Source organism: Micromonospora sp. NPDC049048, from assembly GCF_043197615.1.
GTDB lineage: Bacteria > Actinomycetota > Actinomycetes > Mycobacteriales > Micromonosporaceae > Micromonospora.
Map to the genome: position 1 here is coordinate 154,614 of NZ_JBICTM010000003.1, position 24,442 is coordinate 179,055.

Here is a 24,442-nt window from a genome sequence, read left to right on the forward strand (position 1 = left end):
TCCGGCGCGGTGTTGGGGCGGTAGCTCAGCCGGTTAGAGCAGGGGACTCATAATCCCTCGGTCGCGGGTTCGAGTCCCGCCCGCCCCACCATACAGAAACCCTGGTCAGCCAGGATGACGGCGCGAACCTCGGGCAGGAGCGAGCATGCCCGGCCGAGGAGACCGCACACCGCGAGGGTGCGTGAATAGCCAACGGCCAGGCACAATTCGGCGGTGACGATCATGATCACGCTACCGGGACCTGTTCGCCAACATCCGCGCACGCCCCAGGATGTGGCTCATCCGAGATGACTTCGCCGGCGTCGTGGCCTTCATCGAAGGGTGCAACCAAGCAAACGCAGGGACTTTGCTGACCGGCTTCCAACCATGGCTGGTGAGTGCTGGATGTGCCCAGGATCCGGTGCAGGTCGGGGTCCGAGTGGATCTCGGCGGTGTGCCGCCATTCAGTAAGCAGCTGAGACGCCGCTGCACCAGGTCAGCTCAGGCCGATGGTGGCGGCGAGGCGGGTCACGTCGGCGGTGGGGAAGCCGGCGCGGAGCACTGCGGTCAGCGCGACTCGGGCGGCGGGGCGCAGCCGGATCTCGCGGGGGCGATGGCGTCGGCGGCGACCAGGGCGCGGCCGGCGGCGCCGGGGTCGCCGAGGTCGAGGTGGGCGCGGGTGATGTCGATCAGGTGAGCGGCCCGGTGCTCGGCGGGGAGCAGGTGCCAGGCGTCGTCACCGGTGGCCTCCCGGTGGATGGTGATGGCCTGGTGATGGTCACCGAGGTGCATGGCGATCAGGGCACGGGCGAGTTCGACGGTGATCGGGCTGAACCCGATGCCGTCGAGGTCAGCGTGGTGCCGCCCGTCGTGGGCGGCGGCGAGGTGACCCGTACGCCCGATGAGGTCGCCGGCGGCGACGGCGTCCGCGCACGCGGCGGCGGCGAGGGCGGCCTCGGTCAGCAGGGTTCCCGCCAGGGCGGGCCCGCCTGCCGGGCAGTCGGGGGACCGGGCCAGGTCGAGATGGTGTACGGCGGTGCGGGTGGCGGTCATCGCCAGCCGGCCCCGCCGCAGGGCCCGGAGCGCCTGTGCGAGGGAGACCGCCGCGAGGCCGGCACGGCGTGGGTCGCCGGCGGCGGCGCTCATCGCCCGGTCGGCGGCCAGCCAGGCCAGGTCGGCCTCGCCGAGCTTGACGAGCACCTGGGCGGCGAGCCGGTACACCCGTACCAGCAGGTCGGCGGCGGGCGCGTTCTCCGACTGCGGGTGGCAGGCCCGGCGGCTGCCGTCGAGCAGGTCGGGCAGCATCCGCAACACCTGGGGGTGATGGCCGTTGCGGTACGCCGTCCACGCGTACCCTGCCTGGTGGTCAAGATCCTGCACTGACGGCGGCTGGCCGTCGCTGCCGGCGCCGGGGAAGTCGTAGCGGGCCAGCGCCGCCCGTACCTGATCCACGGCGCCGCCGGTGTCGGCGCCGGCTGCCCGCCGGACCTTGCCGGCGAGCAGGACGCCCGGGGTGACGCCGAGGGCCCCGGCGACCGTCTCGATCACCGAAAGTCGATCGAGGGTACGCACGCCGCGCTCCACCTTGTCCACCCAGCTCTTCGACCTGCGGATCCGGTCGGCGAAGACCTGCTGGCTCATTCCCCGACGCGCCCGGAGCTGTGCCACCCGCCGCCCGATCGGCAGCTCGTTGCCGTTGCGCCGTTCCGGCCCGGTCACCACTCCCGCTCCACCGGCCGCATCGCCTCGGTCGACTCCCCGCAGCGCGGACACCACCGGGACTTGACCTTGAACGCGACGAGCCCGAGCAGGAAGCCCGGCATCAGACCACCGAACACGATGGACAGCACTTCGGAGATCACCAGGACCTCGCTTTCTGACGAGGTGGAAGGCGGGACCGGGCCGCGCCCGTAGCCCACAACCGGCCATGCGAGCTGTGAGAGCGGTTGGTTGCGTACGGTAATCACTCTGCCGCATCAAGTGATGCTGGGCAAGCTCCGTGATGGGCGAGTGTCGGATTCGCATGTGAGTCGGGACAACGGATCCCAGGCGGGCTGACGCAGAATCAGGGCATGCCTCGATTCACGCCCGCGACACCGCGATCGCGCCGACTCGGCCGGGAGCTGCGCAAGCTTCGTGAAGCAAGGGGACTGACCGGCGAGGGGACGGCGGAGGTCGTCCGTTGCTCGCCGTCACGGATCAGTCGGATCGAGTCGGGCGAGATCAAGCCTCGCGTCGGTGACGTCATGGAGCTGCTTGTCGCGTATGGCGTCAAGATTGACGAGGAGCCTGGCACCTCGCTGCTGGAGCAGGCACGTGGCCTGCGCGAGGAGGGCTGGTGGCAGCGCGTCGGCGGCAAGTACGCGACCTACATCGCGTACGAGACCGAGGCCGTCGAACTCAGGAACTTCGAGCCGATGCTGGTGCCCGGTCTACTTCAGACCGAGCGCTACGCGCGCGAGGTCAACGTCATCGGCCGGGAGGATGACCCGGAAACGGTCGACCAGCGGGTCGCCGCCCGGATCACCCGGCAGGAGGTGCTGCGCCGGCAGCCGAGACCGCTGCGGATGCACGCCATCCTGTCCGAGGCGTCCCTGCGGACGGAGGTCGGCGGCCCGGACGTGCTGCGCGAGCAGCTCGACCACCTGGTCACGCTGAGTCGGCTGCCTAACGTCACTATCCAGGTGCTGCGCTTCGAAGCTGGGGCGCACTTGGCAGACAGCAGCGGCTTTGCGCTGCTCAGCTTCGAGCGCGACGAGCCGCCCCTGGGCTACATCGAGACCCTGGCGGGCGAGCTGTTCCTCGAGTCGAGCCGTGATCTGGCACGGTTGTCGGCGGCGTACGACAATCTGACGATGCTGGCGATGTCGCCGGCCGAGTCGATCAAGTTCATCAGGGAGTTGAGCGCGGATGGAGCGTAACGTCTGGCGCAAGTCGAGCCGTTCCGGCAGCAACGGCCAGTGCGTGGAGGTGCGCGACCGGGGCGCTCGGGTGGACGTCCGCGACTCGAAGGCCCCGGCAGCCGGGACGCTGACCTTCGAGCCGGCCGCCTGGGACGCCTTTGTAGGCAGCCTCAAGGCGGACAGCCACCTGTGAAATGAAGGAAGCGGGCGCCGGACGCCACTGATCGAGGAGGTTCCCACTGCGAGGCTAACGACCTCGTGCACAGTTGCGAATCCTTGAGCATCGATGATCGTCGTCTGTGCCACGGCTGGCGCTGCGATCATGATGAACCCTCGAATGACAGGCTTGTCTCGGTAGGTGATTACGGGCCTGGTCGCGGAACTGGCGCCACGGTTCTTCGCACGCCGACACCTGATCCCTCGCCATTAGTTGGAGCGGAGGTAGCCGCCTGTCACGGCCCTGGACAGCGCCATCGGCGGCCACCGGCCAGTCCCGGGGTGGGCACAATGTGCGTACATTGCGAGCATATTATCGCTGACTACCTTGACCAGGCTGGCATGGTCCACAAAGAATTCAGCTCACGCTTACCCTCATCGCGGGCATCTTCGTCGAAGGATTGACTGGCTTCACAGAGGGTCAGCAGGCGAGAAGATCGGAGCTGAAATCAGTGGAGAACTTTAGCCGTCGGGTTGCCATCGGAGCGGGGGCTGCTGCCGTCACTCTTGTTGCCACCGGCGGGTCCGCAGCGAAGCGCGGCATCCTATAAGGACAGCGAACCTGCCCGATCTGTCAGCCATCGTACAGCACTCTCGTTGAAGGAGGTCATTCCGCATGCCTGAGCGTCGCGACTGGTCGCGAAGAAATGCGCTGCGGCTCGGCGCCGGGGGCGTGCTCGCTGCCGCCGTTGGAGCCGCACCATTATCGATCGCGACTTCACCTGCACTCGGCGCAACCGCGGCTGCCGCCGCCGCAGGGCCGTTCAATCCCATCAACATCTTCACCACTCCCGCGTACGTGAACGACCTCGATACGCCACTCGGCACCGTTTCACAGTGCGCGGTCAAGGATACGTCGACCGGAGACTGGTATGTCTCCGAACCGACGGCGGCACCGGCGGGGACGCCGTCGGATTGCATCGTCTCGCGACACCGAGCCGACGGGACCCTGGTGAGTTCGATGCGACTCACACAGGCTGGTCACGGCACGTCGATCGCCCTGCAACACGACGGGGCGACCCTCTACGTCTGGCTCGCGTGGACACGCACCGGCGGCTCGCAGCTCGTGCGCATCCCGTATGCGGCCGGCGCGACACGACCGTTCAGCGACGCACAGGTGATCAACAAGTTCTCGACGATGTACACGATCCCCGCTATCGACGAGTACAACGACCTTATGACGTTCCGGGGTAACCGGACCGGCTTCGCCGGCGACGTCCTCGTCAAGCGACGGCTTTCCGAGGTCACCGCCGGTATCGACAACATTCTCGCGGGTCCGATCGATGTCCCGTGGGAGTTTCCCGACAATCCTGGTTTCCAGGGATTCTGCGACTATGGCGACACATTTTTCATGCTGTACGGCGCTTCCGACGGATCCAACAACGTCCTCAAGGAGTTCCGTTGGTCTGACGGCACGCTCGCGCGCCCCCCGAGGGATATCAGCGCCGTTGGCGGCGCGACCGCGTACCACGAACCCGAGGGAATAAGCCTCTTCCGCGACGCCACTGGGCGTGCGACCCTCACCCTCGGAATCGTCGACAAGGTCAATGGTGCATTCCGGAGGCGGCTTTTCTCATGGACGGAGTCAGGAGACGTAATGAACCAGGACATCCAGACCGGCAAGCGCGTCGTGCAGGTCGGCTCGAGCACCGACCCCGTGGAAACGCCGGTGGCTTTCAAGACGCCGTTCGACTCGCCTCCCGTCGTGCTCGTGTCGCAGTCGTCCGGCGCCAACTCGTTCTATCACGTGGGCGCCAAGTACGTGACTCAGAACGGCTTCACGTTGATTGTGAACAAGTCCGGCCCGACCGGCGCGACGGCGATTCGTGCGGAGTGGGCGGCACTGCCGAACACTGGCGGCTGAGAGAGCGTTTCGCATGTCTGTCAGTCGGGCGTGTTGAAGGTTCGGCGTTGTTAGCGGTGGCAGGACCGCCTCAAGTGAGGCGGCCGAGCATGCCGGCGCAGGCCAGGGGCCGCTCCACCACCCGGCGGCGGCGCACCACGAACCCCTGCCGGTGGGCCGGTCACGGTGGCGGGCCTGCCACCGTGGCGCCAGACCGCGATCGGATCCTGGCATCGATCGCGAAGCCGAGTCCGGAAAACTCCTAGGCTGGCCGGATGCACCCCCTCATCGCACGACTCGACCGGTGGCTCCAGGCCAACCGGCTCACTTACCACGCGAGCTTGCAACCCGGTGCATCCTCTGACGTCATCGACGAGATCGCGCGCCGTGCCGGCGGCGAACTTCCCGCCCTGCTGCGGGAGCTGCTGACCTGGCGGGACGGCCAGCCCGACGACAGCGACGACCACCTGGAGCACCTGTGGTCGTTGATGTCCGCCCGGACCATTCTCGACACCCTCGACGACATGGCCTGGCTGGTCGAGAACGACGACTTCGCCGGTCTGTGGGGCGACGGCTGGGTTCCGTTCCTGGGCAACATCTACGGCGACCATCTGTGCGTCGACACCGCCGGCGGTCCCGGCGGCGCACCCGGGCAGATCATCGAGTTCAAGGCCGAGGACCATCACCGTTACATCCGTTACCCCAGCCTCGAGGCATGGCTGGAGACCCTTGTCTCCGCCTTCGAGGCCGGTCTGTCCGGCGACGATTCCAACCCGGACGATCGGGAGGCGTACGAGGCGTTCGTCGCGCGACGCCATCCTGGATATCCCATCGCGAGAGCGATGACGTAGCAGACGCAGAATGATCACGTGTGGTTCTCATGCGATGGCGGACCCCACGTCCAGCCTGACGAAGGCGATGAGTGTCGTGCCGGATCCGTCGGTCAGAACCTGGGCGGTGGCGAGCTGGATGGCGTCGAGATTCGTTGGGTGAGCCGCCCGGCGCGACCCGCCGTCCTGTGAGGGCGGCGCCGATGACCCGCTATCGTTACGGCCGTCCGGTTCGTCCGGCGCCGACGCGGAGTCCGGGTCGGGACCGCCGACCGCGAGGAGTTACCTGTTGGCCGCGACGACGACGGCGGGCCCGTACGGAAAGGGCCGCGTGAGTGACGGCAGGTTGAGGGTTCAGGGCATCGGACCGCTCCGCGCCCACGTCGACGGCGAAGAGATCGAACTCGGCCCGCCCAAGCAGCGCGCAGCCTTCGCCGTGTTGGCCCTCTGCGCGGGGAAGACCGTTTCCCGGGGCGAACTCGTCGATCGGGTCTGGGGCGAGTCGGCTCCCGCCACGGCAGCCGGAAGCCTGCACACGTACGTCTCCGGGCTGCGCCGGGCGCTCGGGCCGACGAAGGACGTGTTGGCAAGCGACCGTACCGGCTACTGCCTGCGGCTCGACCGGGACAGTTTCGACGCCGCCCACGCCCACGATCTGGCCGAGCGGGCGCGGGCGGCCCGCGACACCCCGGATGCCCTGCACGCGTACGAGAAAGCCTTGGCGGTGTGGAACGCCGGGACCCTCCTCGCGGGGGTGCCGGGACCGTTCGTCGCGCGGGCCCGCGACCGCTTCGCCGAGCTGCGGCTGCAACTCCTGGTCGAGCACGCCGAGATCGCCGGTTTCGACGCGCTCCCCGACATGGTGGGCCGGCTGCTCGCCGAGGTACCCGCCCATCCCTTCGACGAGCGGCTCCGCGGCGTCCTTATGAGAGCGCTCCACCGCAGCGGACGCACCGCCGAGGCCCTGGCCCAGTACGAGAACCTGCGCCGCGCGCTGGCCGCCGACCTGGGCATCAGCCCGTCGCCGGCCATCCAGGACGTCTACGCCAAGATCCTGACCGACGACCGCCGAACCGAAGAGCGCCGTGCCGAAGAGCGTCGGGCCGACGAGCGCAGGGCAAACGAGCGCCGGGCCGACGAGCGCCGGACCGAGGAGCTGGTGCGGCCCGCCCAGCTGCCGCCGGACAACGACGCCTTCGTGGGGCGGACCGCCGAGCTGCTCACCGTGTTGCAGAGCTCCACCGGGGGCGGCGGGCCACGGCGGCGGATCGTCATGATCGTGGGCGTCGGGGGCATCGGGAAGACCGCGCTGGCGGTACGCGGCGGGCACATGCTGCGCGACGGCTACCCGGACGGGCAGATCTACATCAACCTCCGTGGGTTCGACCCGTCGCACGCCGCCCTGACGCCCGACGACGCCCTGCACCAGTTGCTCGCCTCCGTCGGCGTCCGGCACATCCCGAGCGGGCGCGAGGAGCGCGTCGCGCTGTGGCGCAGCCTGCTGGCCGACAAGCGCATGCTGCTGGTCCTCGACAACGCCAAGTCCGCCGACCAGGTCGAGGACCTGCTGCCCGGCGCCGGCACCTGCTTCGTCATCGTGACCAGCCGCAACCGTCTCTCGGGGCTGGCCGTCCGGCACGCCGCGCGCCGGATCCCGCTCGGGGCCCTGAGCGACCAGGAGTCGTTGAGCCTGCTCTGCACGGCGATCGGGGAGGACCGCGTTCGCGCCGAACCGGAACCCGCCCGCCGGCTCATGGCGCTCTGCGACCGGTCGCCGTTCGCCCTCCAGATCGCGGCTGAGCAGGTCGTGTCGACGGCGGGCGCGCGCATCGGGGACCTCGTGGGCCAGCTCGAGAACGTCCAGCACCGGCTGGACGGGCTGCAACTGGCAGACGACCCGCTCTGCTCCGTACGCGCCGTGCTGTCCTGGTCGTTCGCCGCGCTCGGCGAGGACGCGGCCTGGGCGTTCCGGCTCCTCGGCGTGTTCCCCGGCACGAGCGTGACCCGGCACACGGCGGCGGCCCTGTTCGGCCTCCCGGTGGGGTCCGCCGAGGTCCTGCTCGGCAGGCTCGGCGCGCTCTGCCTCCTGGAACAGGAGGGCGACCGGTTCACCATGCACGACCTCACCCGCGTGTACGCCGCCGAACTCTCCGGCAGGCTGACGCCGGGCGAGCGGCGCGACGCCCTGGCGCGGGTCCTGGCCTGGTACCGCGTCACGCTGTCGACGTGGGGCGGCAGCGGCAGCTCCCGCCGCGACGTGCCCGTCGAGCCGCCGCGCAGCGACGTCCCGCCGATCCGGTTCGAGGGCCAGCAGGACCGCCTGCGGTGGTGCGAGGCGGAACGGACGAACGTCGTCGCGCTCGTCCGGGCCGCGCACCCCGACGGGGAGCATGATTCGGCCTGGCACCTGACGTGCCTGATGTTCGACTACTTCTACGTGGCGGGCCAGCCGCTGGAGTGGCTGGACCTGCTGCGCGTGGCGATGCGTTCCGCCGAGGCGGCCGGCAACCACGTCGCCCGCGCGATCCTGTTCAACCACTGCAGCGTCGCGTACTCGCGGCTCGGGCAGAACGAGGTCGCGGTGCGGCAGCTGCACCGTGGGCTGGAGCTGCTCGACGACCCGGCCGACTGGAAGCACCGGATCAGCCTGCTCGGCAACCTGGCGTCGACGCTGCGCGAGGCGAAGGAGTACGACGCCGCGCGTGGCCCGGCCCGCGAGGCGTTGACGCTCGCGTACCGGGAGGGGATCGACTACTACGTGGCGGCGACGCACGACGTCCTCTGCGAGCTGAACGCCGAGACCGGGCGGTGGGAGGAGGCGATGCGGGACGGGCTGCCGGGCCTGGAGTACGCCCGCCGGTCCCACAACCACATCATCGAGGCCAACCTGCTGATCAACATCGGGCTGGCGCAGCACGGTCTCGGGCAGCAGGCCGCGGCCGAGGAGTCGTTCGGCGAGGCGCTGCGGATCAGCCAGGACGTCGGGGACCTCTACCACGAGGGACTCGCCCTGTTCGGGTTGGCGCGGGCGAGCGCTCCGGGCGGGGTCCCGGACGACGGCGTACGCGCGGAGACCGTCGCCGACCTCGCCCGCCGGGCCCTCGCGCGGCTGGAACAGTTGGACGCCGAGGAGGCGGCCGAGGTGCGCGCCTTCCTGGCGGGCCTGGAGATCTAGCCGGACGCCCGCTCGCGCTGCCAGATCAGCACCGCCTCGATCCGGGTGCGGGCGCCGAGCTTGGTGAAGATGCGGTTCACGTGGTTCTTCACGGTCTTCTGCTGGATCCGCAGCGACGCGGCGATGTCGGCGTTGCGCATCCCCCTGCTGATCGAGTCCATCACCTCGGCCTCGCGTGGCGACAGCGGCGGGTGCCCGTGCGCCCGCGACGGTGCGGCGACCGGGCCGCGTCCGCAGCCGGGCGCGGGGGCCGGTCGGCGGTCGCGCGGTACCAGCGCCAGGCGGTAGCGGGCCGTGGCCGGGCCCTGGTGCCGGGTGCGCTTTCCGGCCAGCCCGTTCAGGGCGTCGGCGAGCGCACCCGTCGCCGGCGGGGCGCCGCCGCCCGGGGTGACGACCACGTCGACCGAGGGCAGGCCGTCGATCTCCACGTTCAGGCCCTTACGGGCGAACTCGCGGCGGATGTGGGCGAGGATCTCCGGGCTGGAGATCGCGATGCGTACCCGGCCACCGGCCGCCCCCGGCTTCCCGGGAATCGTGATCATGACGCTCAGTCTGGTGCAGCCCGCTTCACGATCGCTTCACGTCCGCTCCACACGGCTGCTCCGGACGCCCCGGCGCTGCCCGAACATTCCGGCGGCGGGCGACCGGCGGCAGGCGACCGGCGGCGGGCGGCGGGCGGCAGGGCTACGGGCGCAGCCGCACCGGGTCGGCCAGGATGCCCGTGTCGACGGTTCCGTCCATGCCGATGGTGAACCGCCAGGTCGCGTCCTCGGCGCCGACGGCCACCACGGACCAGCGTCGTACCGGCTCGGCCAGCAGCCGTTCGACCTGGTAGGCGTCGCGGCCCGCGGGCGGGCCGGCGAACAGCAGGACCCCGCCCTCCGGCGCGTCCAGCACGGGCACCGCCTCGACCAGCCGCGACACGTCCAGCCCGGCGAAGTCGGGCTCGGGCTCGAAGCCGACCCGGACGACCCGGATGCCGGTCGACCACGGCCCGGTGGTGAGCCGCCGCGACCACGACCGGACGAGGCTGTGGGCCAGCGCGAGGTCGCCGCCGACACCGACGATCCCGTCCGCCCGCGCGAGGTTGAGCAGCAGCCGCCCGCCCTCGGTCACGCCGAGCGACACGAGCAGCGGGAGCGGGTCCGGCAGCCGGTCGTCCACCGCCGCGTGCGCCAACCACCGCAGGGAGGCCTGCCACGTACGGCCGTGGTCCCCGGCCGTCCACCCGGGCGGCGGGGCCTCGTCGGGGGTGGTCAGCCGCAGTACGACGGCCTCCGGGCCCAGGAGCACGGCGCCGACCGCGGGGACGGGGCGCTGCCGCTCGGCGCACCCGGTGGCGAGGACGCGTACCGCCCGGTCGACCGTCCAGGCGCCGGCCCGCTCGTGGGCGGCCGGCTCGGGCGAGCGGCGGTCACCGGGGGAACGTCCCAGCCAGGTCATCGTCCACTCCTCGTTCTCGGGCCCTGGAATCGTCGGTGGCGCGCCGGCGGCTGTCAACGAGGGCGCTGGGCCCAGGGACCCAGGACGGGGACTCCGCTCTGGACTGTGACCGCGCCTGGTTCCTACGTTGGTCCGCGTTGCCGAGCGCGGGCCGGGCGGGCAGCTCGTGCTCGCACCATTCGAAGGGACGACCCCATGGCGAACCTCAACATCACCTACACGGAGATGTCGGACAGCGCGACCCGGATGCGCAACAACAAGAACGAGATCGACTCCCGGCTGACCGAGTGCAAGTCGATCGTGGACAACCTGACCGCCTCGGGCTTCGTCACCGACCAGGCGTCCGGCAGGTTCGACGAGGTGCACACCGAGTTCGTCAACGCCGCCGGCCAGGTCATGGACACCCTCGACCAGCTCTCCGAGTGGCTCGACAAGGCCGTCCAGGCGCTGCGCGACATGGACACCCAGCTCGCCGGCTCGCTGAACAAGTAATCAGGGGTACGCCGTGCGCATGCTGATCACCCTGGCGTCCCCGCAGGCGTGGTCGGCCGACGTGGTCGTGGACGCCGACCCCGCCACCCCGGTGCGGGACATCGTCAAGAACCTGCTGGACAACCTCGACCCGTCGTACCGCCCGCACGGTCCCGTCCCCGACGCCGGGCTGGTCCACCTCGACGACCGGCTGCTCGATCCCGACCTGCCGCTGTCCGCCAGCGGTGTGCACGACGGTTCGGTGCTGTGGCTCGGCGGGCCGGGCCCGGCTCCGTACACCACCGGCGGCCTGGTGACGATCCGGGCCGTCGTCGGTGTCGGCGCCGGGCGGGTCTGGTCGCTCGGCCCGGGCGAGCACCGCGTCGGCTCGTCGGCGACCTGCGCCGTACGCCTGGGCGACGACGTGGCGCCGGTGGCGGCCGTCGTCCGGGTCACCTTCGACGCCGAGGTGCACGTCCGGGGCCTCGCCGACGACCTGCTGCTGGACCGCGAGGCGCTGCCCGGCGAGGAGGTCACCTGGCGGGAGACGGCACAGCTCGCCGCCGGCGGTACGGTCCTGGAGGCGCACCCGGTGCGCTGCCCCGACGCGGTCGTCGAGCCGTCGCCGGAGAGCGAGTACCTCGACTACAACCGCCCGCCGCGGCTGCTTCCGCCGATCCGGCCGGACAAGTTCCGCATCCCCGCCGCGCCGAAGGCGCCGCACACCAACGCCCTGCCCTGGCTGGCGGCCGCGGTGCCGGCGGTGTTCGGCGGCGTCATGGCGCTCGTGCTGCGCAACCCGATGTACCTGATGTTCGCGGCGATGTCGCCGCTGATGGTCGTCGCCAACTGGTACTCCTCCCGGCGGCAGGGCAGCCGCAGCCACCGCAGCCAGCTGGCCGAGCACGAGGAACGGGTCGCCGCGATCGAGGCCGAGATCAGCGAGACGCTGGTGCTGGAGCGCTACGACCGCCGCGTCAGCGCCCCGGACCCGGCCGAGTTGCTGATCGTCGCGACGGGCCCGCGGGCCCGGCTCTGGGAGCGCCGCCGTACCGATCCCGATCATCTCGTGGTCCGGGTCGGCACCGCCGACCTGCCCAGCGCGATCAGCGTCGAGGCGGAGGGCGTCGGCCGCCGGGTGGAGACCCGGCTGCTGTACGACGTTCCGGTCGCCTTCTCCATCGTGCAGGCCGGCGTCGTCGGCATCGCCGGCCGCGACGAGTGGCCGCGTCGCCTGGCCCGCTGGCTGACCGGGCAGCTCGCCGTCATGCAGAGCCCCCGTGACGTGCAGCTCTACGTGCTCACCGACCCGGCGGGCGGCACGCTGTGGGAGTGGGCCGCCTGGCTGCCGCACACCCGGCCGTCCCTCGGGCAGCAGACCCTCACCCTGCTCGGCACGGACGCCGAGACGAGCGCCCGCCGCATCGCCGAGCTGATCGAGCTGATCGAGGCCCGGCGGCAGGCCCGCCTGAACGCCGGCTCCCACGCCGTGACGAACGACCCCGACGTGGTCGTCGTCCTGGACGGCGCCCGGCGGCTGCGCGCGTTGCCCGGCGTCGTCTCCATCCTGCTCGCCGGCCCGGCCGTCGGCGTCTACTTCATCTGCGTCGACACCGACGAGCGCACCCTGCCGGAGGAGTGCACGACAGTGGTCGTCGGCGGGGACGGGCTGCCCACCACGCTGCGCCAGCAACGGGCCGCGCAGATCGACGGCATCCGGGTCGACGAGGTGATCGACGACTGGTTCGCCACCACGGGCCGCCGGCTCGCGCCGGTGCGCGACGTGAGCGACAGCCACGGCGAGGCCGCGCTGCCGCCCGCCGCGCGCCTGCTCGAGGTGCTGAACCTCCAGGACCCGTCGGTGGCCGCGATCAGCGCCCGGTGGACCACCTCGCCGCGCAGCACCCGCGCGGTGGTCGGCTACACCCTGGACGGCCCGTTCGCGCTCGACCTCGTCCACCACGGACCGCACGGTCTCGTCGCCGGCACCACCGGCTCCGGCAAGTCGGAGTTCCTCCAGACGGTGGTGGCCTCGCTCGCCGTCGCGAACCGCCCCGACGCCATGAACTTCGTGCTCGTCGACTACAAGGGCGGCGCCGCGTTCAAGGACTGCGTCGACCTGCCACACACCGTCGGCATGGTGACCGACCTCGACACCCACCTGGTCGAGCGCGCCCTCACCTCGCTCGCCGCGGAGCTGACCCACCGCGAGCACCTGCTCGCCGCGGTCGGCGCCAAGGACCTGGAGGACTACCTCGACTACGCCACCCGCCGGCCGGTGCCGGAGCCGATCCCGCGCCTGCTCATCGTCATCGACGAGTTCGCCTCGATGGCGCGGGAGCTGCCCGACTTCGTGACCGGCCTGGTCAACGTGGCCCAGCGGGGCCGCTCGCTGGGCATCCACCTGATCCTGGCCACCCAGCGCCCGTCCGGCGTGGTGTCCGCGGAGATCCGCGCCAACACCAACCTGCGGGTCGCGCTGCGGGTGACCGACGCGGGGGAGAGCGCCGACGTCATCGACGCCCGCGAGGCGGCGAGCATCTCCGCCGCGCACCCCGGCCGCGCCTACGCCCGGCTCGGTCACAGCTCGCTCATCCCGTTCCAGACCGGCCGGGTCGGTGGCCGCCGTCCGCAGCAGGACCCGGCCCACGCCGTGGCCGCGCCGTTCCTGCATCCCGTGGGCTGGCTCGACCTGGGCCGCCCGGTGCCGCAGCGCCCGCGGGCCGCGGCAGAGACCGACGAGGCCACCGACCTGTCGGTGCTGGTGGCGGCGATCCGGCAGACGAGCGACATGCTGGGCGTGCCGGCGCAGCGGCGCCCCTGGCTGCCGCCGCTGCCGACCGCGCCGGTCGTGGAGCTGCCCACCGAGCCGCTGCGCGACGGGCGGGGGGAGCCGTCGTTCGCCTGGGCCGTGCAGGACCTGCCGCGCACCCAGCAGCAGGTGCCGCTGACCATCGACCTGTCCACGTTCGGCCACCTGCACATCGTCGGCGCCCCCCGGTCGGGCCGGTCGCAAGCGCTGCGCACGATCGCCACCGCGGCGGCCGCCGCGACGAGCGTGGCGGACCTGCACCTGTACGGGCTGGACTGCGGCAACGGGGCACTGCTGCCGATCACCCGGTTCCCGCACTGCGGGGCGGTCGTGCAGCGGGCGGACACCGAGCGCGCCAGCCGCCTGCTGCACCGCCTGCACGCGGAGGTGCTGCGCCGCCAGCGCGTACTGGGCGAGGGCGGGTTCGCCGACCTGACCGAGCAGCGCGCGGCCAGCCCCGCCGACAAGCGCCTGCCGCACATCCTCCTGCTGCTCGACCGCTGGGAGGGGTTCATGGGCACCCTCAGCGAACACGACGGCGGGGCGCTGACCGACCTCGTGCACACCCTGATGCGGGAGGGCGCCAGCGCCGGCGTACACCTGGTCGTGGCCGGTGACCACATGCTGCTCAGCGGCCGGATCAGCTCCCTGTGCGAGGACAAGCTGGTGTTGCGACTCTCGGACCGCACCGACGCCACCCTGGCCGGGCTGAACCCCCGCAAGATCCCGGAGAGCATGCCGCCGGGGCGCGGCTACCGCGCGGTCAGCGCGATCGAGGTGCAGGTCGCCCTGGTGGCCGCCGACCCGGCGGGCCCGGCCCAGGTCGCCGCGATGCACGCGCTCGCCGCGACGCTGACCGAGCGCGAGGCGGCGGTGCCGAAGGCGCAGCGTCCCGCCCGGATCGCGGTGCTGCCCAGCAGGTTGACGCTCGACCAGGCGTGGGAGTTCGTCGGCACGCCGGCTCCGATGTGGGCGCTGCTGGGCGTCGGCGGCGACGAACTGGAGCCGGTGGGCGCCGACCTGCTCGGCGATCAGCCGACCTTCCTGATCGCCGGTCCATCCCGGTCCGGGCGCAGCACCGCGCTCGCCGTGATGGCGGAGTCGCTGCTGCGCTCCGGCACCGAGCTGGTCATCGGCGCCCCGATGCGGTCGCCGCTGCGGGACCTCGACGGGCGTTCCGGCGTCCGGGGGGTCCTCACCGGCGACAGCCCGGCCGAGGAGGAGTTCGTCGCCCTCGTCGACCCCGGCGACGGCCCCGTCGCCCTGCTGGTCGACGACGCCGAGGTGTGGCGGGACGTGCCCGCCCGGGACTGGCTGCGCCAGTTGGTACGCCGTGCCGCCGGGAGCCGGCGGGCGGTCGTCATCGCCGGTGACGTCGCGTCGGTGGCCATGGGCTTCTCCGGCTGGCAGGTCGAGGTCAAGAAGAACCGGCGCGGCGCGCTGCTGTCCCCGCCGACGCTCAGCGCGGGCGACCTGGTCGGGGTCCGCCTGGGCCGGGCCGCGCTGGCCGACCGGGTGGTGCCCGGCGTCGCCCGGGTGCACCTGGGCGACGGCGAACTCCAGACCGTCCAGATACCTCTGCTCGAGGCGGAACCCGAGAGGGAACGGTGATGTGATGGCCGACATCGTGGTGAAGGACCTGGCGGGTCTGGTCCGGGACCTGAACGAACTGATCAGCCAGTTCGAGGGGGCGCTGGACTTCCAGAACGACTACAAGGGCCAGTGGGGGCAGCACAACGCCAACCTGTCGATGGGCGACTTCGCCCACAACTGGGTCCACCGCCGGGACAAGATGGTCAAGGCGATGAAGGAGTTCCGCGGGAAGATCGAGGCGGCCGAGGAGAACTGGGCCGACGCGGAGCGCCAGTTGGCCGAGTCCCTCAGGAAGAAGCAGCCGTGAGCGACGGGCGGCTGAAGACCCTCAGCCGGGCCGACACCGAGGAGATCCACGCGGCCCAGAAGCGGTACGCGCACATCGCCACCACCATCGACGACGCGATCGCCAAGCTCGCCAAGATCGTCGACGCGGGCAGCGACGGGCTGCGGGGCAAGTACGTCGAGCCGCTCAAGGAGGACGCCGAGAAGATCAAGGACAAGCTCGCCAAGGCGGCCGTGCGGTACGAGGACGTCGCCACCGAGATCGGCAGGTACGAGCCCGAACTCGAACGCGCCAAGACCGAGGTCGCCGCCGCCCAGCGCGACGAGGGCGAGGCGGAGCACGCCGAGTCCCGGGCGAAGGCCATGCCGGACCCGCAGGAGGGCCCCGACGGCACGATCGGGCCGGAGGAGCAGCAGAAGGGCGCCGACAAGCAGCGCGCCAAGGACGAGGCGGCGGCGCAGCTGACCGCCGCGAAGAACCGGCTGACGGGCGCGCTGGACGCCCTCGACGTGGCCGGCAAGCGCTTCGGCGACGCGGTCAACTGCAACCGGTACGACGACGGACTGACCGACTCCACGAGCGACAAGATCAAGGCCGTCTTCAGCATCATCAGCAAGGTCTTCGGGATCCTCGGCATGATCCTGACCGCGTTCGCCCTCCTGCTGCCCGGGGTGAACCTGCTCGTGATCGCCGGCATAGCCGCCGGCGCCGTCGCGCTGATAGCCGACAGCGTGCTGCTGGCGTACGGGGAGGGGACCGCGCTCGACGTCGCCTTCGGGGCGTTCGCGCTCTTCCTCGGCGGCGTCGGCCTCGCCCTCGCCAAGTTCGGCAAGCAGATCGGGAACGTCACGAAGCTGCTGGGGTCGTTCAAGTTCAAGCCGGGCGTCTGGGGACCGGGCGGCCCGATCCCGCTGCCCAACTGGGGGCAGATCATCACCTCGGCCCCCCGACCAGGGTTCTTCAGCCTGGACTGGGCCAACCTCAAGGGCGCCGGGTCGGTCTGGGCGAACCTCTTCAGGACCGGCAACTTCCGCCAGTTCGTCTTCGACTTCAAGTCCAAGCTCCTGGGCATCAGCGGCTTCAAGGACCTCGTCGGCCTCTTCACCGGGGGCGCGAAGCTCAAGCCGGTGTGGTTGATCTGGGCCGGGTCGAACATCTTCTTCAGCATCGGCGCCGGCCTGGCCTTCGCGGGTGGCCGCCAGACCGAGGTGATCGACGACGTCGGAGGCCAGGACGATGACGAGTGAGCCCGACGTCGAGGTGTCGTGGTTCTGGGACTGGGTGCCGGCCGCCGGGGGCGACGACACGCAGCGGCAGCGGTGGACCGGGTACGTGGCGGGCCTCGTCGACGCCTGGGCGGGCGAGAAGGTCGCCGCCGCGCGCGCCGACTGGCCCGCCGACGCCCCGGAGGAGTTCCCCTTCACGGCCGGCGAACTGGGCGAGGCGGTGGCGCACGACCTGCTGGCGCGCGCCGACGCCCTGGCCGGCAACTCCCGCCTGCTCTGGGGCGCGGCGTTCACCGGCGAGAAGGTGCGCTGGATGCCCCTGCTCGTCGTCGCCGAGTTCCTGCGGGCCCGCGCCGACGACCCGGCCTACCTGTTGGCCGAGGTCGGCGCCGAAGGGCTCGACGGGGACGTCCGGGAGCCGACGGTGGACTACGTGAGCACCGAGCGCGGTGACGGCGTCCGGGTGTTCGCGCTGGCCGGCTCCGAGGAGGAGGGGGCGTACGGCCGCCTCGACGCGGCGCTGCGCCTGGAGGCGGAGGTCGACGTGGACGTCCTGCTCCGGACCCGGGTCTTCGGCCTGGAGCAGATGGCGGCGATCGGCCACGGGATCGAGGCGCTGATGCACATGATCGCCGGACAGAGTGCCGAGCTGCGGTTCGACCTCGCGGCCGGGCGGGCACTCTCGTGATCGATTTTCAGCTCGCCGTGCCCGACGGTTGGGTGCACATCCCCACCACTCCCGAGACGGCCCGGCTCCGGACCCGGATCATCGACGAGATCATCCGGCACCACCTGCCCGACTCGCTGCCCCGGGACAAGGCGGGCCCGTGGCGGCGGATGCTGCGCCGGGAACTCACCGAGGCGACCGACGAGGCCGGCCGGCAGGGTGCGCGGGCGGTCGTGATGCCGCTGGCGGAGTTCAACGGCGTACGCCTGCCCGGCACGCTGGTGCTGACCGTCATCGAGGACCCGGACGACCCGCAGGACCCGAAGGCGCTGCTGGACTCGATCGTCGCCGACGCCGGTGCCGAGGGGATGCTCCTGGAGGTCGGCGGCTGCCCGGCCGCCCGGGTCCGCACGGTCATCGAGAGCGACCGCATCGGGCGTGCGGCACCGTCCGTGCGGGTCAACTACTACGTGGCAGCCCCCGACGCCCCCGGGGTCTGGGGACTGCTGAGCTTCACCGTCCTGACCGACGGCGACGTCGAGGACGAGCTGGTGCAGGCGATCGTCCTGCTGTTCGACGCGGTGGTCGGCACCCTGCGCTGGGCCGACCGCGTCGACGTACCCACCGAGGACGAGGTGCTCGCACGGGTGTTCACCGACTGATGGAAGGAAAGCGGTACCAGATGTTCGGGATGCCGAAGTTGCGTCGCCCGGTGGTCCTGGGCATCGCCCTGGCCCTGGTCGTCCTGCTCGGGGCCGGCGCGTTCGCGGCGCGGCAGGTGGCCAACGCGGCCGAGCCGCTGGAGGGCAACCGGGTCGCCGCGTCCGACGTGCGGATCCTCGTACGCGCGGCGTCCTCCTGCCCGGCGCTCACCCCGGCCCGGCTGGCCGGTCAGGTCATGGTCGCCTCCAACTTCCGCGACGAGCCGGTGGCCGAGATGCGCAAGGGCGGTGCGACCGGGATCGCCGCGCTGACCCCCGAGCAGTGGCAGAGGTACGCGCCGTGGACCGGTGCCGACCCGTCCGACCGCGAGGCCGGCATCACGGCCCTCGCGCACGGCATGTGCCAGCTGGTCGGCCAGTCCCGGGCGCTGAAGATCGACGAGGACCCCTGGCGGGTCGCGCTGGCGGCGCACCGGCTCGGCATGGACCAGGTGATCGCGGCCGGCGCCGTCCCGTCCGGGGCGCGCGACTACGTGGACGCCGTCGACCGGTACGCCAGCTGGTACGCCCTGCAACCCGCCTTCGGCGGCGTTCCGGCGGCCCCGGCCAGCACGGGCCCGGCTGTCGGCGGCGCGGTGGTCCCGGTGCCCGAGCCGTACGTGGCCGCCGTCACCGCCGCCGGGAAGGTCTGCCCCGAGATGCCGCCGGACCGGATCGCGGCGCAGATCATGGCGACGTCCGGCTTCGACCCCGACAAGCTCGGTCCCGCCGGCGAACAGGGCATCGCGCAGTTCCTGCCCCGGGTCTGGACGACCACCGGGAAGTCGGCCGCGAAGCGTACGCCGTGGGACCCGTCGGTCGCGATCCCCGCGCTCGGCCGCACGATGTGCAAGCTGGTCGAGAAGTCCGGCGGCCAGTACCCGGCAGCCCTGGCCGCCTTCACCGGTGACCGCGAGCGCGCCACCCCGCTCGCCGAGATCGTGGCGAAGACGCAGGCGGAGTACGCCAAGGACACGCGCCTCCAGGCGCCCAGGGCCCTCCCCGTCGACAAGCCGTCGGCGTCCGCCACCCCGACCCCGGACCCGGCCGCCGGCACCAAGGCCCCGCAGGGCGACCAGCCGCCGGTCAAGGCGGTCGCGGGCGACGGGCCGGGCAACAGCTACGGGCCGTACTTCATCTACAACCTCCGTTACAAGGTCTGCGTCGACGTGCCGAACTTCGGTCCGGGCCGGTCCGAGGGCCCGGTGGGCCAGTTCGAGTGCGCCAGGAACCGGGACGACAACCAGCAGTGGACGTTCGAGCCGCGCGGCGTCGACAGCTCCGGTGGCTACCAGCTGTACTGGATCCGCAACATCGACGACCGGCTCTGCATCGATCTCCCCGGCAGCGGGAAGGTCGAGGCCAACACCGCCGTGCAGCAGTACGAGTGCCGCGACCACGACAACCAGTACTTCCGGCTGGAGCCGAAGCGCGACTCCGGCGGGTTGCAGTACTACTGGCTGCGCGCCACGAAGTCCGGCATGTGCCTCGACATCCCCAGCCAGGGCAACGCGGACCCCAAGGCGCCGCTGACGCTCTTTCCGTGCAGCTCCGGCGACGACCACGAGTGGGCGCTCGTCAAGAAGTTCGACTGATGAGGTGCCGAGGACGATGATGCTCCGTCGAGCCGTACTGACGGCCACGCTGGTGGCCGCCGTGACCGGCGTGGTCACGGTCCCCGCCGGGGCGGCCCCGCCGCCGGGCGCCGCCGCCAACCAGTTCTATTACACCGTGACCTCCTCCTACCAGGGCGCGCCCGAGAACCTCTGGGAGATCTCGGCCCGCTTCCTCGGCGACGCCGGCCGGGCGGGGGAGATCCTCGACCTCAACGCGGGCCGCGTCCAGCCGGACGGCGGTCGCCTCTCGGATCCGAGTCGCCTGCGGGCCGGCTGGCACCTGGTCCTGCCGTGGGACGCGGTGGGCACCGGGCTGCGCCACGGCCCGCTCCCGACGGCCGACGGGAAGTCCTCGGCCTGCCCCCGCGAGGAAGCCGTCGCGGCCACGGCCGCGTGGGGCCAGACCCTGCTGGCGCCGAACCGGGCCTGGCCCGAGGCGGACGGCTCGGGCGTCAGGGTCGCGGTGATCGGCTCCGGCGTGGACGGCTCCGCCCCCGAACTGGCCGGCCGGGTCTCCACGGGCACCGACGTCGCCGCCGGCACCGGCCGCGCCGACACCGGCTGCGAGGGCGCCGGCACCGCCCTGGCGGGAATCGTCGCCGGCGACGACGGTGCCGACGGCAGGAACTTCGGCGTGGCCCCGGCGGCCCGCATCGTGCCGATCAGGGCGGGGACCGAGGCCCGCACCGCGGCGACCGCCGTCGACGTCGCGACCGGGTCCGGCGCCCAGGTCGTCCTGATCGACGCCGGCGTCGACGCCACCGACCCCGCGATCCGCGCCGCCGTCAGCGACGCGATCGGGCGCAACGTCGTGGTGGTGGTGCCGGCGACGGCCGGCGTCGCCCCGATGGACGGCCTGCTGCGGGTCGGTGCCCTCGGAGCCGACCGGCAACCGGCCGGGAACCAGCCCGACGACGCGGTCGACCTGCTGGCGCCCGGCGTCGACGTGGCGAGCATCGGTCGCACCGGCACCGGCGCCGAGTACGCGGCCGCTTTCGTGGCCGGCACCGTCGCCCTGGTCCGCTCGGCCCACCCCACGCTGCACGCCGCCGACGTGACCAGGCAGGTGCGGGACACCGCCGCCCAGCGCCTGGTCGACCCGGTCGCCGCCGTCACGACACCGCTGCCCGGCGGAGTGGGCGTGAACGCCGAGGTCGAGACGCCGTCCAGCGGCCTGGGGACGCTGAGCCGGGTGCTGACCTGGGTCGCGGTCGGCCTGGCCGTCGTGGTGCTCCTGGCGTACCTGCTGCCGCCTCCGGTCCGCGCGCTGGGCGCAGCCGTGGCCCGCCGCCGGGCGCGGCGGCAGGCGTTGGCGGCCCGGGCCCGGATCACCGACGACGACGGCGACGACCCGTTCTGGGACCGTCCGGCCGGTCAGCCGGCCCACGACCGGGCGAGCGGGGTCGGCGGCGCGGCGCGGTGACGTCGCGACCTGTCCGCCGTGGCGTCGCCACCCGGCGCGCAGCTCCGTGGCGTCCGCCCCGGCTCGGTGATCATCCGTGCGACGGCACCGCGCTGCCACCGCCGAACTGCCACCAGTTCACGTTGAACAGGTAGCCGCTGCCGCCGGTGAAGCGCAGGTAGAGGTCGCGCGTACCGGTGGCTCCGCCCACCGCGCAGGTGGTGCTCGTCCAGTTCTGCCAGCCTCCGGTGCCGCCCACGGTGCAGGTGCCGACGACCGGGCCGTTCGTACCGTCCAGTCGCAGTTCGATCCGACCGCCACCGGTGTTGGAGGCGACCCGTGCGGTGAAGGACGTGGCACCGGACCCGAAGGCGACGCCCCTCACCTTGATGTGGTCGCCGTTCTCGATGTATCCGACGTTCACGCCGCCCTCGCTGGACGGCTCGGTCTCGATGCCGGAGCCCCAGGCGATGGTCTCGGCTTCCTGCCGGACGTACGGGTTGAGCGTGCCGATCTGGGGAGGGCCGGCGGCGGTCATGTTGATCGTGGGAAGGGTGCCGTCGGAGTTGTAGGCGAACCGCTCCACGGCGACGGAGCGGGTGTAGCCGCCACCGCCGGGCAGCGCGCCGTTGTGGTAGAAGAAGTACGACCCGCCGTTGAAGTCGATGACACCGGGGTGGTTGGTGAAGCTGCTGCCCTGCCTGGGCATGACGGTCCCGCGGTACGTCCACGGTCCCGTGGGACCGGGCGCGGTCGAGTAGGCGATGAATTCGGAGCAGCACTGGGCCGCGAACACGTTGTAGTAGAGGCCGTTGCGCTTGTAGACCCAGGGGCCTTCCTCATAGAGGGTCGGGCGGCTGGGGTTGCCGGTGCGGGTGCCGAAACCGGCGGTCGTGAGTGGGATCTGCGTCGGGCCGCCGGAGAACGAGATCATGTCGGGGTTGAGCCGGACGTACCACAGGTTCGGGTTGCCCCAGTACAGATACGCCTGCCCGTTGTCGTCGATGAGGGCGTGCGGGTCGATCTCGCCGTTGCCGACCAGTGGACGACCGAGCGCGTCCCGGAACGGACCGGTCGGGCTCTCCGCCACGCCGACTCCGATGACCATCTGCCCGTTCGAGCGCTGGCGCACCGGCACGTACCAGTAGAACTTCCCGTTGCGGGGTACGACGTGGCCGGCCCACGCGTTCGCGTCCGCCCAGGCGAAGGTCGCGAGGCTCATGGGTACGCCGTGATCGGTCCAGTTGACCATGTCGGCGGACGAGTACACCCGCCACTCCCGCATCGTGAAGTACGTCGACCCGTCCTCGTCGTGTCCGGTGTAGACGTAGACCCGGCCGTTGTGCACGATCGGTGCCGGATCGGCGGTGTAGATGTTCTGGACGATCGGGTTGTCGGCCTGTGCGGTGCCCGGCAGCAGGGCGACCGCGCAGGCGAGGCTCGCGATGGCGGCGATCGAGCGGCGGAGCCCTTTACGGGCCCGTGGCGCAACTTCCAGTTTCACGACGTGCTCCCCAGGATTGTCCAGCGGTGGTCGACGGTCGCGGTCACACCCGGCTCCACCGCTGGTTGGTGTTGCCGTGGCAGGACCAGAGGATGACCGCCGTGCCGTTGGCCGTGCCGCCGTTGTTGACGTCGAGACAGAGCGACGGGAAGCGGACGTTGCTCACGGTGCCGTTGCCGTTCGACGTCCATTGCTGGTTGGTGCCGCCGTTGCAGTCCCAGATCTGCACCCGGGTGCCGTTGGTGGCGTTCGTCGGGACGTCCAGGCACTTGCCGAGGATCCGCAGCGTCTGGCCGTTCTGACTGATCTGCTGGTTGGGGTTGCCGTGGCAGTCCCAGATCAGGGTTCCGGTGCCGTTGGCCGTCTGGGAGTTGTCCAGGTCGAGGCACCGACCGGCTGACTCGCTGCGGAGCCGGAACGTGGTGGGGGGCGGGGGGTCGGTGGTGCCGCCGCCGCTGACCCGGTACACGACGGTGCCGTGCGCCGGAACGCTCGCAGAGATGCCTCCGGCCGTCGTCGAGGTGCCGTTCGTCCACGCGTCGAGCAGGGTGAACGAGTTGCCGGTCTTGCCGATCGCCGCCGCGGTCGTGGAGATCGTCGTGGTCGTGCCGCCCTGGTTGAGCAGCGCGACCGCGACATCTCCGTTGGCCAGCCGCTTGGCCAGGACACGCCGGGTGCCGTCGTGGGAGACCTGGACCGCCTGGAGGCCGAGCGGGTCCTGGTTGACGGCGACCAGGTTCTGGTTCTTGAGGATGGCCATCGTGGCCGAACTGGGCGAACGCAGGTCGTTGCCCATCATGAGCGGCGCCGACATGATCGACCAGAGCGCGAAGTGGCTGCGCATCTCGGTGTCGGTCATGCCGCCGTTGCCGACCTCCAGCATGTCCGGGTCGTTGAAGCCGCCCGGTGCGGCGTAGCCGGCCAGCGGCACGTTGACGTCGACGATGTTCTGGATGCCCATCGGGTAGCCGTTGCTCTGGCCGGTGTTCCACGCGTTGGTGATGTCCTCGGTGGTCCGCCAGAGGTTTGCCACGTCGCTCCAGTCGCGCTGCGGCCCGGTCTTCTCGTGGATGCTGTTCGGGTTGATGCTGTAGACGATCGGCCGGCCGGTGGCCGCCAGGGCGTCGCGCATGATGCCGAACCTGGCGACCTGGTCGTTGATGGTGCCGGTGGGGGAGCACCAGTCGTACTTCAGGTAGTCCACGCCCCAGGCGGCGAACTGTCGGGCGTCCTGGTACTCGTGGCCGAGGCTGCCGGTGGAGCCGGGGAAGGCGTCGAAGTACTGGGCGCAGGTTTGGTCGAGCGGCGCCTGGTAGATGCCGAACAGCAGACCGCGTGCGTGCAGGTAGTCGCCGAGGGCCTTCATCCCGCTCGGAAAGCGCTGCGGGTGGGCTTGCAGGTTGCCCTGGGCGTCCCGGTCCGGGTTGAACCAGCAGTCGTCGACGACGACGTACCTGTACCCGAGGTCGCGCAGCCCGTTGGCGACGATCGCGTCGGCCGTCTGGCGGATGAGTGTCTCGTTGATGTTGCAGCCGAAGGTGTTCCAGGTGTTCCAGCCCATCGGCGGTGTGCGGGCGACGCCGTTGTCCAGCGCCTGCGCCGGTCGTGGTGTGACCACACCGCCGCCGACGGCGGCCGCGACCGCCACGGCGCCCAGGACGGCGGCCAGCCATCTCCTTGGTCCGGACATGTGTTCTCCTTGTGGGAATGGGTCGGGGGCGCCGGTCGGTGGCGACCGGCCGGAACGGCGGGGCCGCCGGCGGGACGAGCGTCGT

At 71.6% G+C, this 24,442-nt stretch carries 19 protein-coding genes and 1 tRNA gene; 14 read left to right on the forward strand and 6 right to left on the reverse strand.

What is annotated here, in order from left to right; translation table 11 throughout:
• Positions 1 to 14 precede the first annotated feature (14 nt).
• Positions 15 to 91: transfer RNA gene (locus ACGFIG_RS11330), tRNA-Ile, on the forward strand.
• A gap of 455 nt (positions 92 to 546) precedes the next feature.
• On the opposite strand, the gene ACGFIG_RS11335 is transcribed toward ACGFIG_RS11330, so the two are convergent.
• Both ACGFIG_RS11335 and ACGFIG_RS11340 read right to left on the reverse strand, forming a co-directional pair.
• On the reverse strand, positions 547 to 1,698 hold the full coding sequence (locus tag ACGFIG_RS11335) for a helix-turn-helix domain-containing protein (RefSeq protein WP_393001665.1): 1,152 nt from the start codon (positions 1,696 to 1,698) through the stop codon (positions 547 to 549).
• Positions 1,695 to 1,841, reverse strand: a complete 147-nt coding sequence (locus ACGFIG_RS11340; RefSeq protein WP_393001667.1) for a hypothetical protein — start codon at positions 1,839 to 1,841, stop codon at positions 1,695 to 1,697. Before ACGFIG_RS11340 ends, ACGFIG_RS11335 begins: the two co-directional genes overlap by 4 nt.
• Positions 1,842 to 2,051: 210 nt before the next feature.
• Between ACGFIG_RS11340 and ACGFIG_RS11345 the strand changes: the two genes are divergently transcribed.
• The 5 genes from ACGFIG_RS11345 (at position 2,052) to ACGFIG_RS11365 (ending at position 8,946) form a co-directional block, all read left to right on the forward strand.
• Complete coding sequence (locus tag ACGFIG_RS11345; protein WP_393001669.1) at positions 2,052 to 2,900, forward strand: helix-turn-helix domain-containing protein; 849 nt, start codon at positions 2,052 to 2,054, stop codon at positions 2,898 to 2,900.
• On the forward strand, positions 2,890 to 3,075 hold the full coding sequence (locus ACGFIG_RS11350) for a DUF397 domain-containing protein (RefSeq protein ID WP_393001671.1): 186 nt from the start codon (positions 2,890 to 2,892) through the stop codon (positions 3,073 to 3,075). Before ACGFIG_RS11345 ends, ACGFIG_RS11350 begins: the two co-directional genes overlap by 11 nt.
• Before the next feature lie 639 nt (positions 3,076 to 3,714).
• Positions 3,715 to 4,962 (forward strand): H-type lectin domain-containing protein, encoded by a 1,248-nt coding sequence (locus ACGFIG_RS11355; RefSeq protein ID WP_393001673.1) that lies wholly within the window; start codon positions 3,715 to 3,717, stop codon positions 4,960 to 4,962.
• Between the two features lie 254 nt (positions 4,963 to 5,216).
• Positions 5,217 to 5,792: an SMI1/KNR4 family protein gene (locus tag ACGFIG_RS11360; protein ID WP_393001675.1), complete on the forward strand. Its 576-nt coding sequence runs from the start codon at positions 5,217 to 5,219 to the stop codon at positions 5,790 to 5,792.
• A 310-nt stretch (positions 5,793 to 6,102) separates the two neighbouring features.
• Complete coding sequence (locus ACGFIG_RS11365; RefSeq protein WP_393001677.1) at positions 6,103 to 8,946, forward strand: BTAD domain-containing putative transcriptional regulator; 2,844 nt, start codon at positions 6,103 to 6,105, stop codon at positions 8,944 to 8,946.
• Here the strand turns inward: ACGFIG_RS11365 and ACGFIG_RS11370 are convergent.
• Both ACGFIG_RS11370 and ACGFIG_RS11375 read right to left on the reverse strand, forming a co-directional pair.
• Complete coding sequence (locus ACGFIG_RS11370) at positions 8,943 to 9,488, reverse strand: LuxR C-terminal-related transcriptional regulator (RefSeq protein WP_393001679.1); 546 nt, start codon at positions 9,486 to 9,488, stop codon at positions 8,943 to 8,945. The genes ACGFIG_RS11365 and ACGFIG_RS11370 overlap by 4 nt on opposite strands.
• A gap of 142 nt (positions 9,489 to 9,630) precedes the next feature.
• Positions 9,631 to 10,389, reverse strand: a complete 759-nt coding sequence (locus tag ACGFIG_RS11375; protein ID WP_393001681.1) for a hypothetical protein — start codon at positions 10,387 to 10,389, stop codon at positions 9,631 to 9,633.
• A 195-nt stretch (positions 10,390 to 10,584) separates the two neighbouring features.
• On the opposite strand from ACGFIG_RS11375, the gene ACGFIG_RS11380 reads away from it, so the two are divergent.
• From ACGFIG_RS11380 to ACGFIG_RS11415, 8 genes are read left to right on the forward strand one after another with little or no spacing between them, the layout of a single operon-like run.
• Complete coding sequence (locus ACGFIG_RS11380) at positions 10,585 to 10,881, forward strand: WXG100 family type VII secretion target (protein WP_393001683.1); 297 nt, start codon at positions 10,585 to 10,587, stop codon at positions 10,879 to 10,881.
• A gap of 19 nt (positions 10,882 to 10,900) precedes the next feature.
• Positions 10,901 to 15,283, forward strand: coding sequence for an FtsK/SpoIIIE domain-containing protein (locus tag ACGFIG_RS11385; RefSeq protein WP_393001685.1), 4,383 nt, complete (start codon positions 10,901 to 10,903; stop codon positions 15,281 to 15,283).
• Between the two features lie 4 nt (positions 15,284 to 15,287).
• A complete protein-coding gene (locus ACGFIG_RS11390) occupies positions 15,288 to 15,572 on the forward strand; it encodes a hypothetical protein (RefSeq protein WP_393001687.1) in 285 nt (94 codons plus the stop codon).
• A complete protein-coding gene (locus tag ACGFIG_RS11395; protein WP_393001689.1) occupies positions 15,569 to 16,798 on the forward strand; it encodes a hypothetical protein in 1,230 nt (409 codons plus the stop codon). The genes ACGFIG_RS11390 and ACGFIG_RS11395 overlap by 4 nt, the downstream gene beginning before the upstream one ends.
• Positions 16,788 to 17,465 carry a hypothetical protein gene (locus ACGFIG_RS11400; protein WP_393001691.1) on the forward strand — a complete coding sequence of 226 codons (678 nt, stop codon included), beginning with the start codon at positions 16,788 to 16,790 and terminating at the stop codon, positions 17,463 to 17,465. Before ACGFIG_RS11395 ends, ACGFIG_RS11400 begins: the two co-directional genes overlap by 11 nt.
• Positions 17,462 to 18,106, forward strand: coding sequence for a hypothetical protein (locus ACGFIG_RS11405; protein ID WP_393001693.1), 645 nt, complete (start codon positions 17,462 to 17,464; stop codon positions 18,104 to 18,106). The genes ACGFIG_RS11400 and ACGFIG_RS11405 overlap by 4 nt, the downstream gene beginning before the upstream one ends.
• The gene (locus tag ACGFIG_RS11410) at positions 18,106 to 19,740 is read left to right on the forward strand and encodes an RICIN domain-containing protein (protein ID WP_393001695.1); all 1,635 of its coding nucleotides are present in this window, start codon (positions 18,106 to 18,108) and stop codon (positions 19,738 to 19,740) included. The genes ACGFIG_RS11405 and ACGFIG_RS11410 overlap by 1 nt, the downstream gene beginning before the upstream one ends.
• A gap of 16 nt (positions 19,741 to 19,756) precedes the next feature.
• Positions 19,757 to 21,184, forward strand: coding sequence for a S8 family serine peptidase (locus tag ACGFIG_RS11415; protein WP_393001697.1), 1,428 nt, complete (start codon positions 19,757 to 19,759; stop codon positions 21,182 to 21,184).
• Positions 21,185 to 21,254: 70 nt separating this feature from the next.
• Here the strand turns inward: ACGFIG_RS11415 and ACGFIG_RS11420 are convergent, their stop codons facing one another.
• The gene (locus ACGFIG_RS11420; protein WP_393001699.1) at positions 21,255 to 22,667 is read right to left on the reverse strand and encodes a glycoside hydrolase family 43 protein; all 1,413 of its coding nucleotides are present in this window, start codon (positions 22,665 to 22,667) and stop codon (positions 21,255 to 21,257) included.
• A gap of 43 nt (positions 22,668 to 22,710) precedes the next feature.
• Complete coding sequence (locus tag ACGFIG_RS11425) at positions 22,711 to 24,357, reverse strand: glycoside hydrolase family 27 protein (RefSeq protein ID WP_393001701.1); 1,647 nt, start codon at positions 24,355 to 24,357, stop codon at positions 22,711 to 22,713.
• Positions 24,358 to 24,442 lie beyond the last annotated feature (85 nt).

What these genes read in the sequence shown, in the direction of transcription:
- ACGFIG_RS11370 (WP_393001679.1), bottom strand. Translation starts at nt 9,488, where the DNA reads ATGATCACGATTCCCGGGAAGCCGGGGGCGGCCGGTGGCCGGGTACGC.
- ACGFIG_RS11375 (WP_393001681.1), bottom strand. Translation starts at nt 10,389, where the DNA reads ATGACCTGGCTGGGACGTTCCCCCGGTGACCGCCGCTCGCCCGAGCCG.
- ACGFIG_RS11355 (WP_393001673.1), top strand. Translation starts at nt 3,715, where the DNA reads ATGCCTGAGCGTCGCGACTGGTCGCGAAGAAATGCGCTGCGGCTCGGC.
- ACGFIG_RS11345 (WP_393001669.1), top strand. Translation starts at nt 2,052, where the DNA reads ATGCCTCGATTCACGCCCGCGACACCGCGATCGCGCCGACTCGGCCGG.
- ACGFIG_RS11400 (WP_393001691.1), top strand. Translation starts at nt 16,788, where the DNA reads ATGACGAGTGAGCCCGACGTCGAGGTGTCGTGGTTCTGGGACTGGGTG.
- ACGFIG_RS11415 (WP_393001697.1), top strand. Translation starts at nt 19,757, where the DNA reads ATGATGCTCCGTCGAGCCGTACTGACGGCCACGCTGGTGGCCGCCGTG.
- ACGFIG_RS11425 (WP_393001701.1), bottom strand. Translation starts at nt 24,357, where the DNA reads ATGTCCGGACCAAGGAGATGGCTGGCCGCCGTCCTGGGCGCCGTGGCG.
- ACGFIG_RS11385 (WP_393001685.1), top strand. Translation starts at nt 10,901, where the DNA reads ATGCTGATCACCCTGGCGTCCCCGCAGGCGTGGTCGGCCGACGTGGTC.
- ACGFIG_RS11390 (WP_393001687.1), top strand. Translation starts at nt 15,288, where the DNA reads ATGGCCGACATCGTGGTGAAGGACCTGGCGGGTCTGGTCCGGGACCTG.
- ACGFIG_RS11350 (WP_393001671.1), top strand. Translation starts at nt 2,890, where the DNA reads ATGGAGCGTAACGTCTGGCGCAAGTCGAGCCGTTCCGGCAGCAACGGC.
- ACGFIG_RS11380 (WP_393001683.1), top strand. Translation starts at nt 10,585, where the DNA reads ATGGCGAACCTCAACATCACCTACACGGAGATGTCGGACAGCGCGACC.
- ACGFIG_RS11410 (WP_393001695.1), top strand. Translation starts at nt 18,106, where the DNA reads ATGGAAGGAAAGCGGTACCAGATGTTCGGGATGCCGAAGTTGCGTCGC.
- ACGFIG_RS11360 (WP_393001675.1), top strand. Translation starts at nt 5,217, where the DNA reads ATGCACCCCCTCATCGCACGACTCGACCGGTGGCTCCAGGCCAACCGG.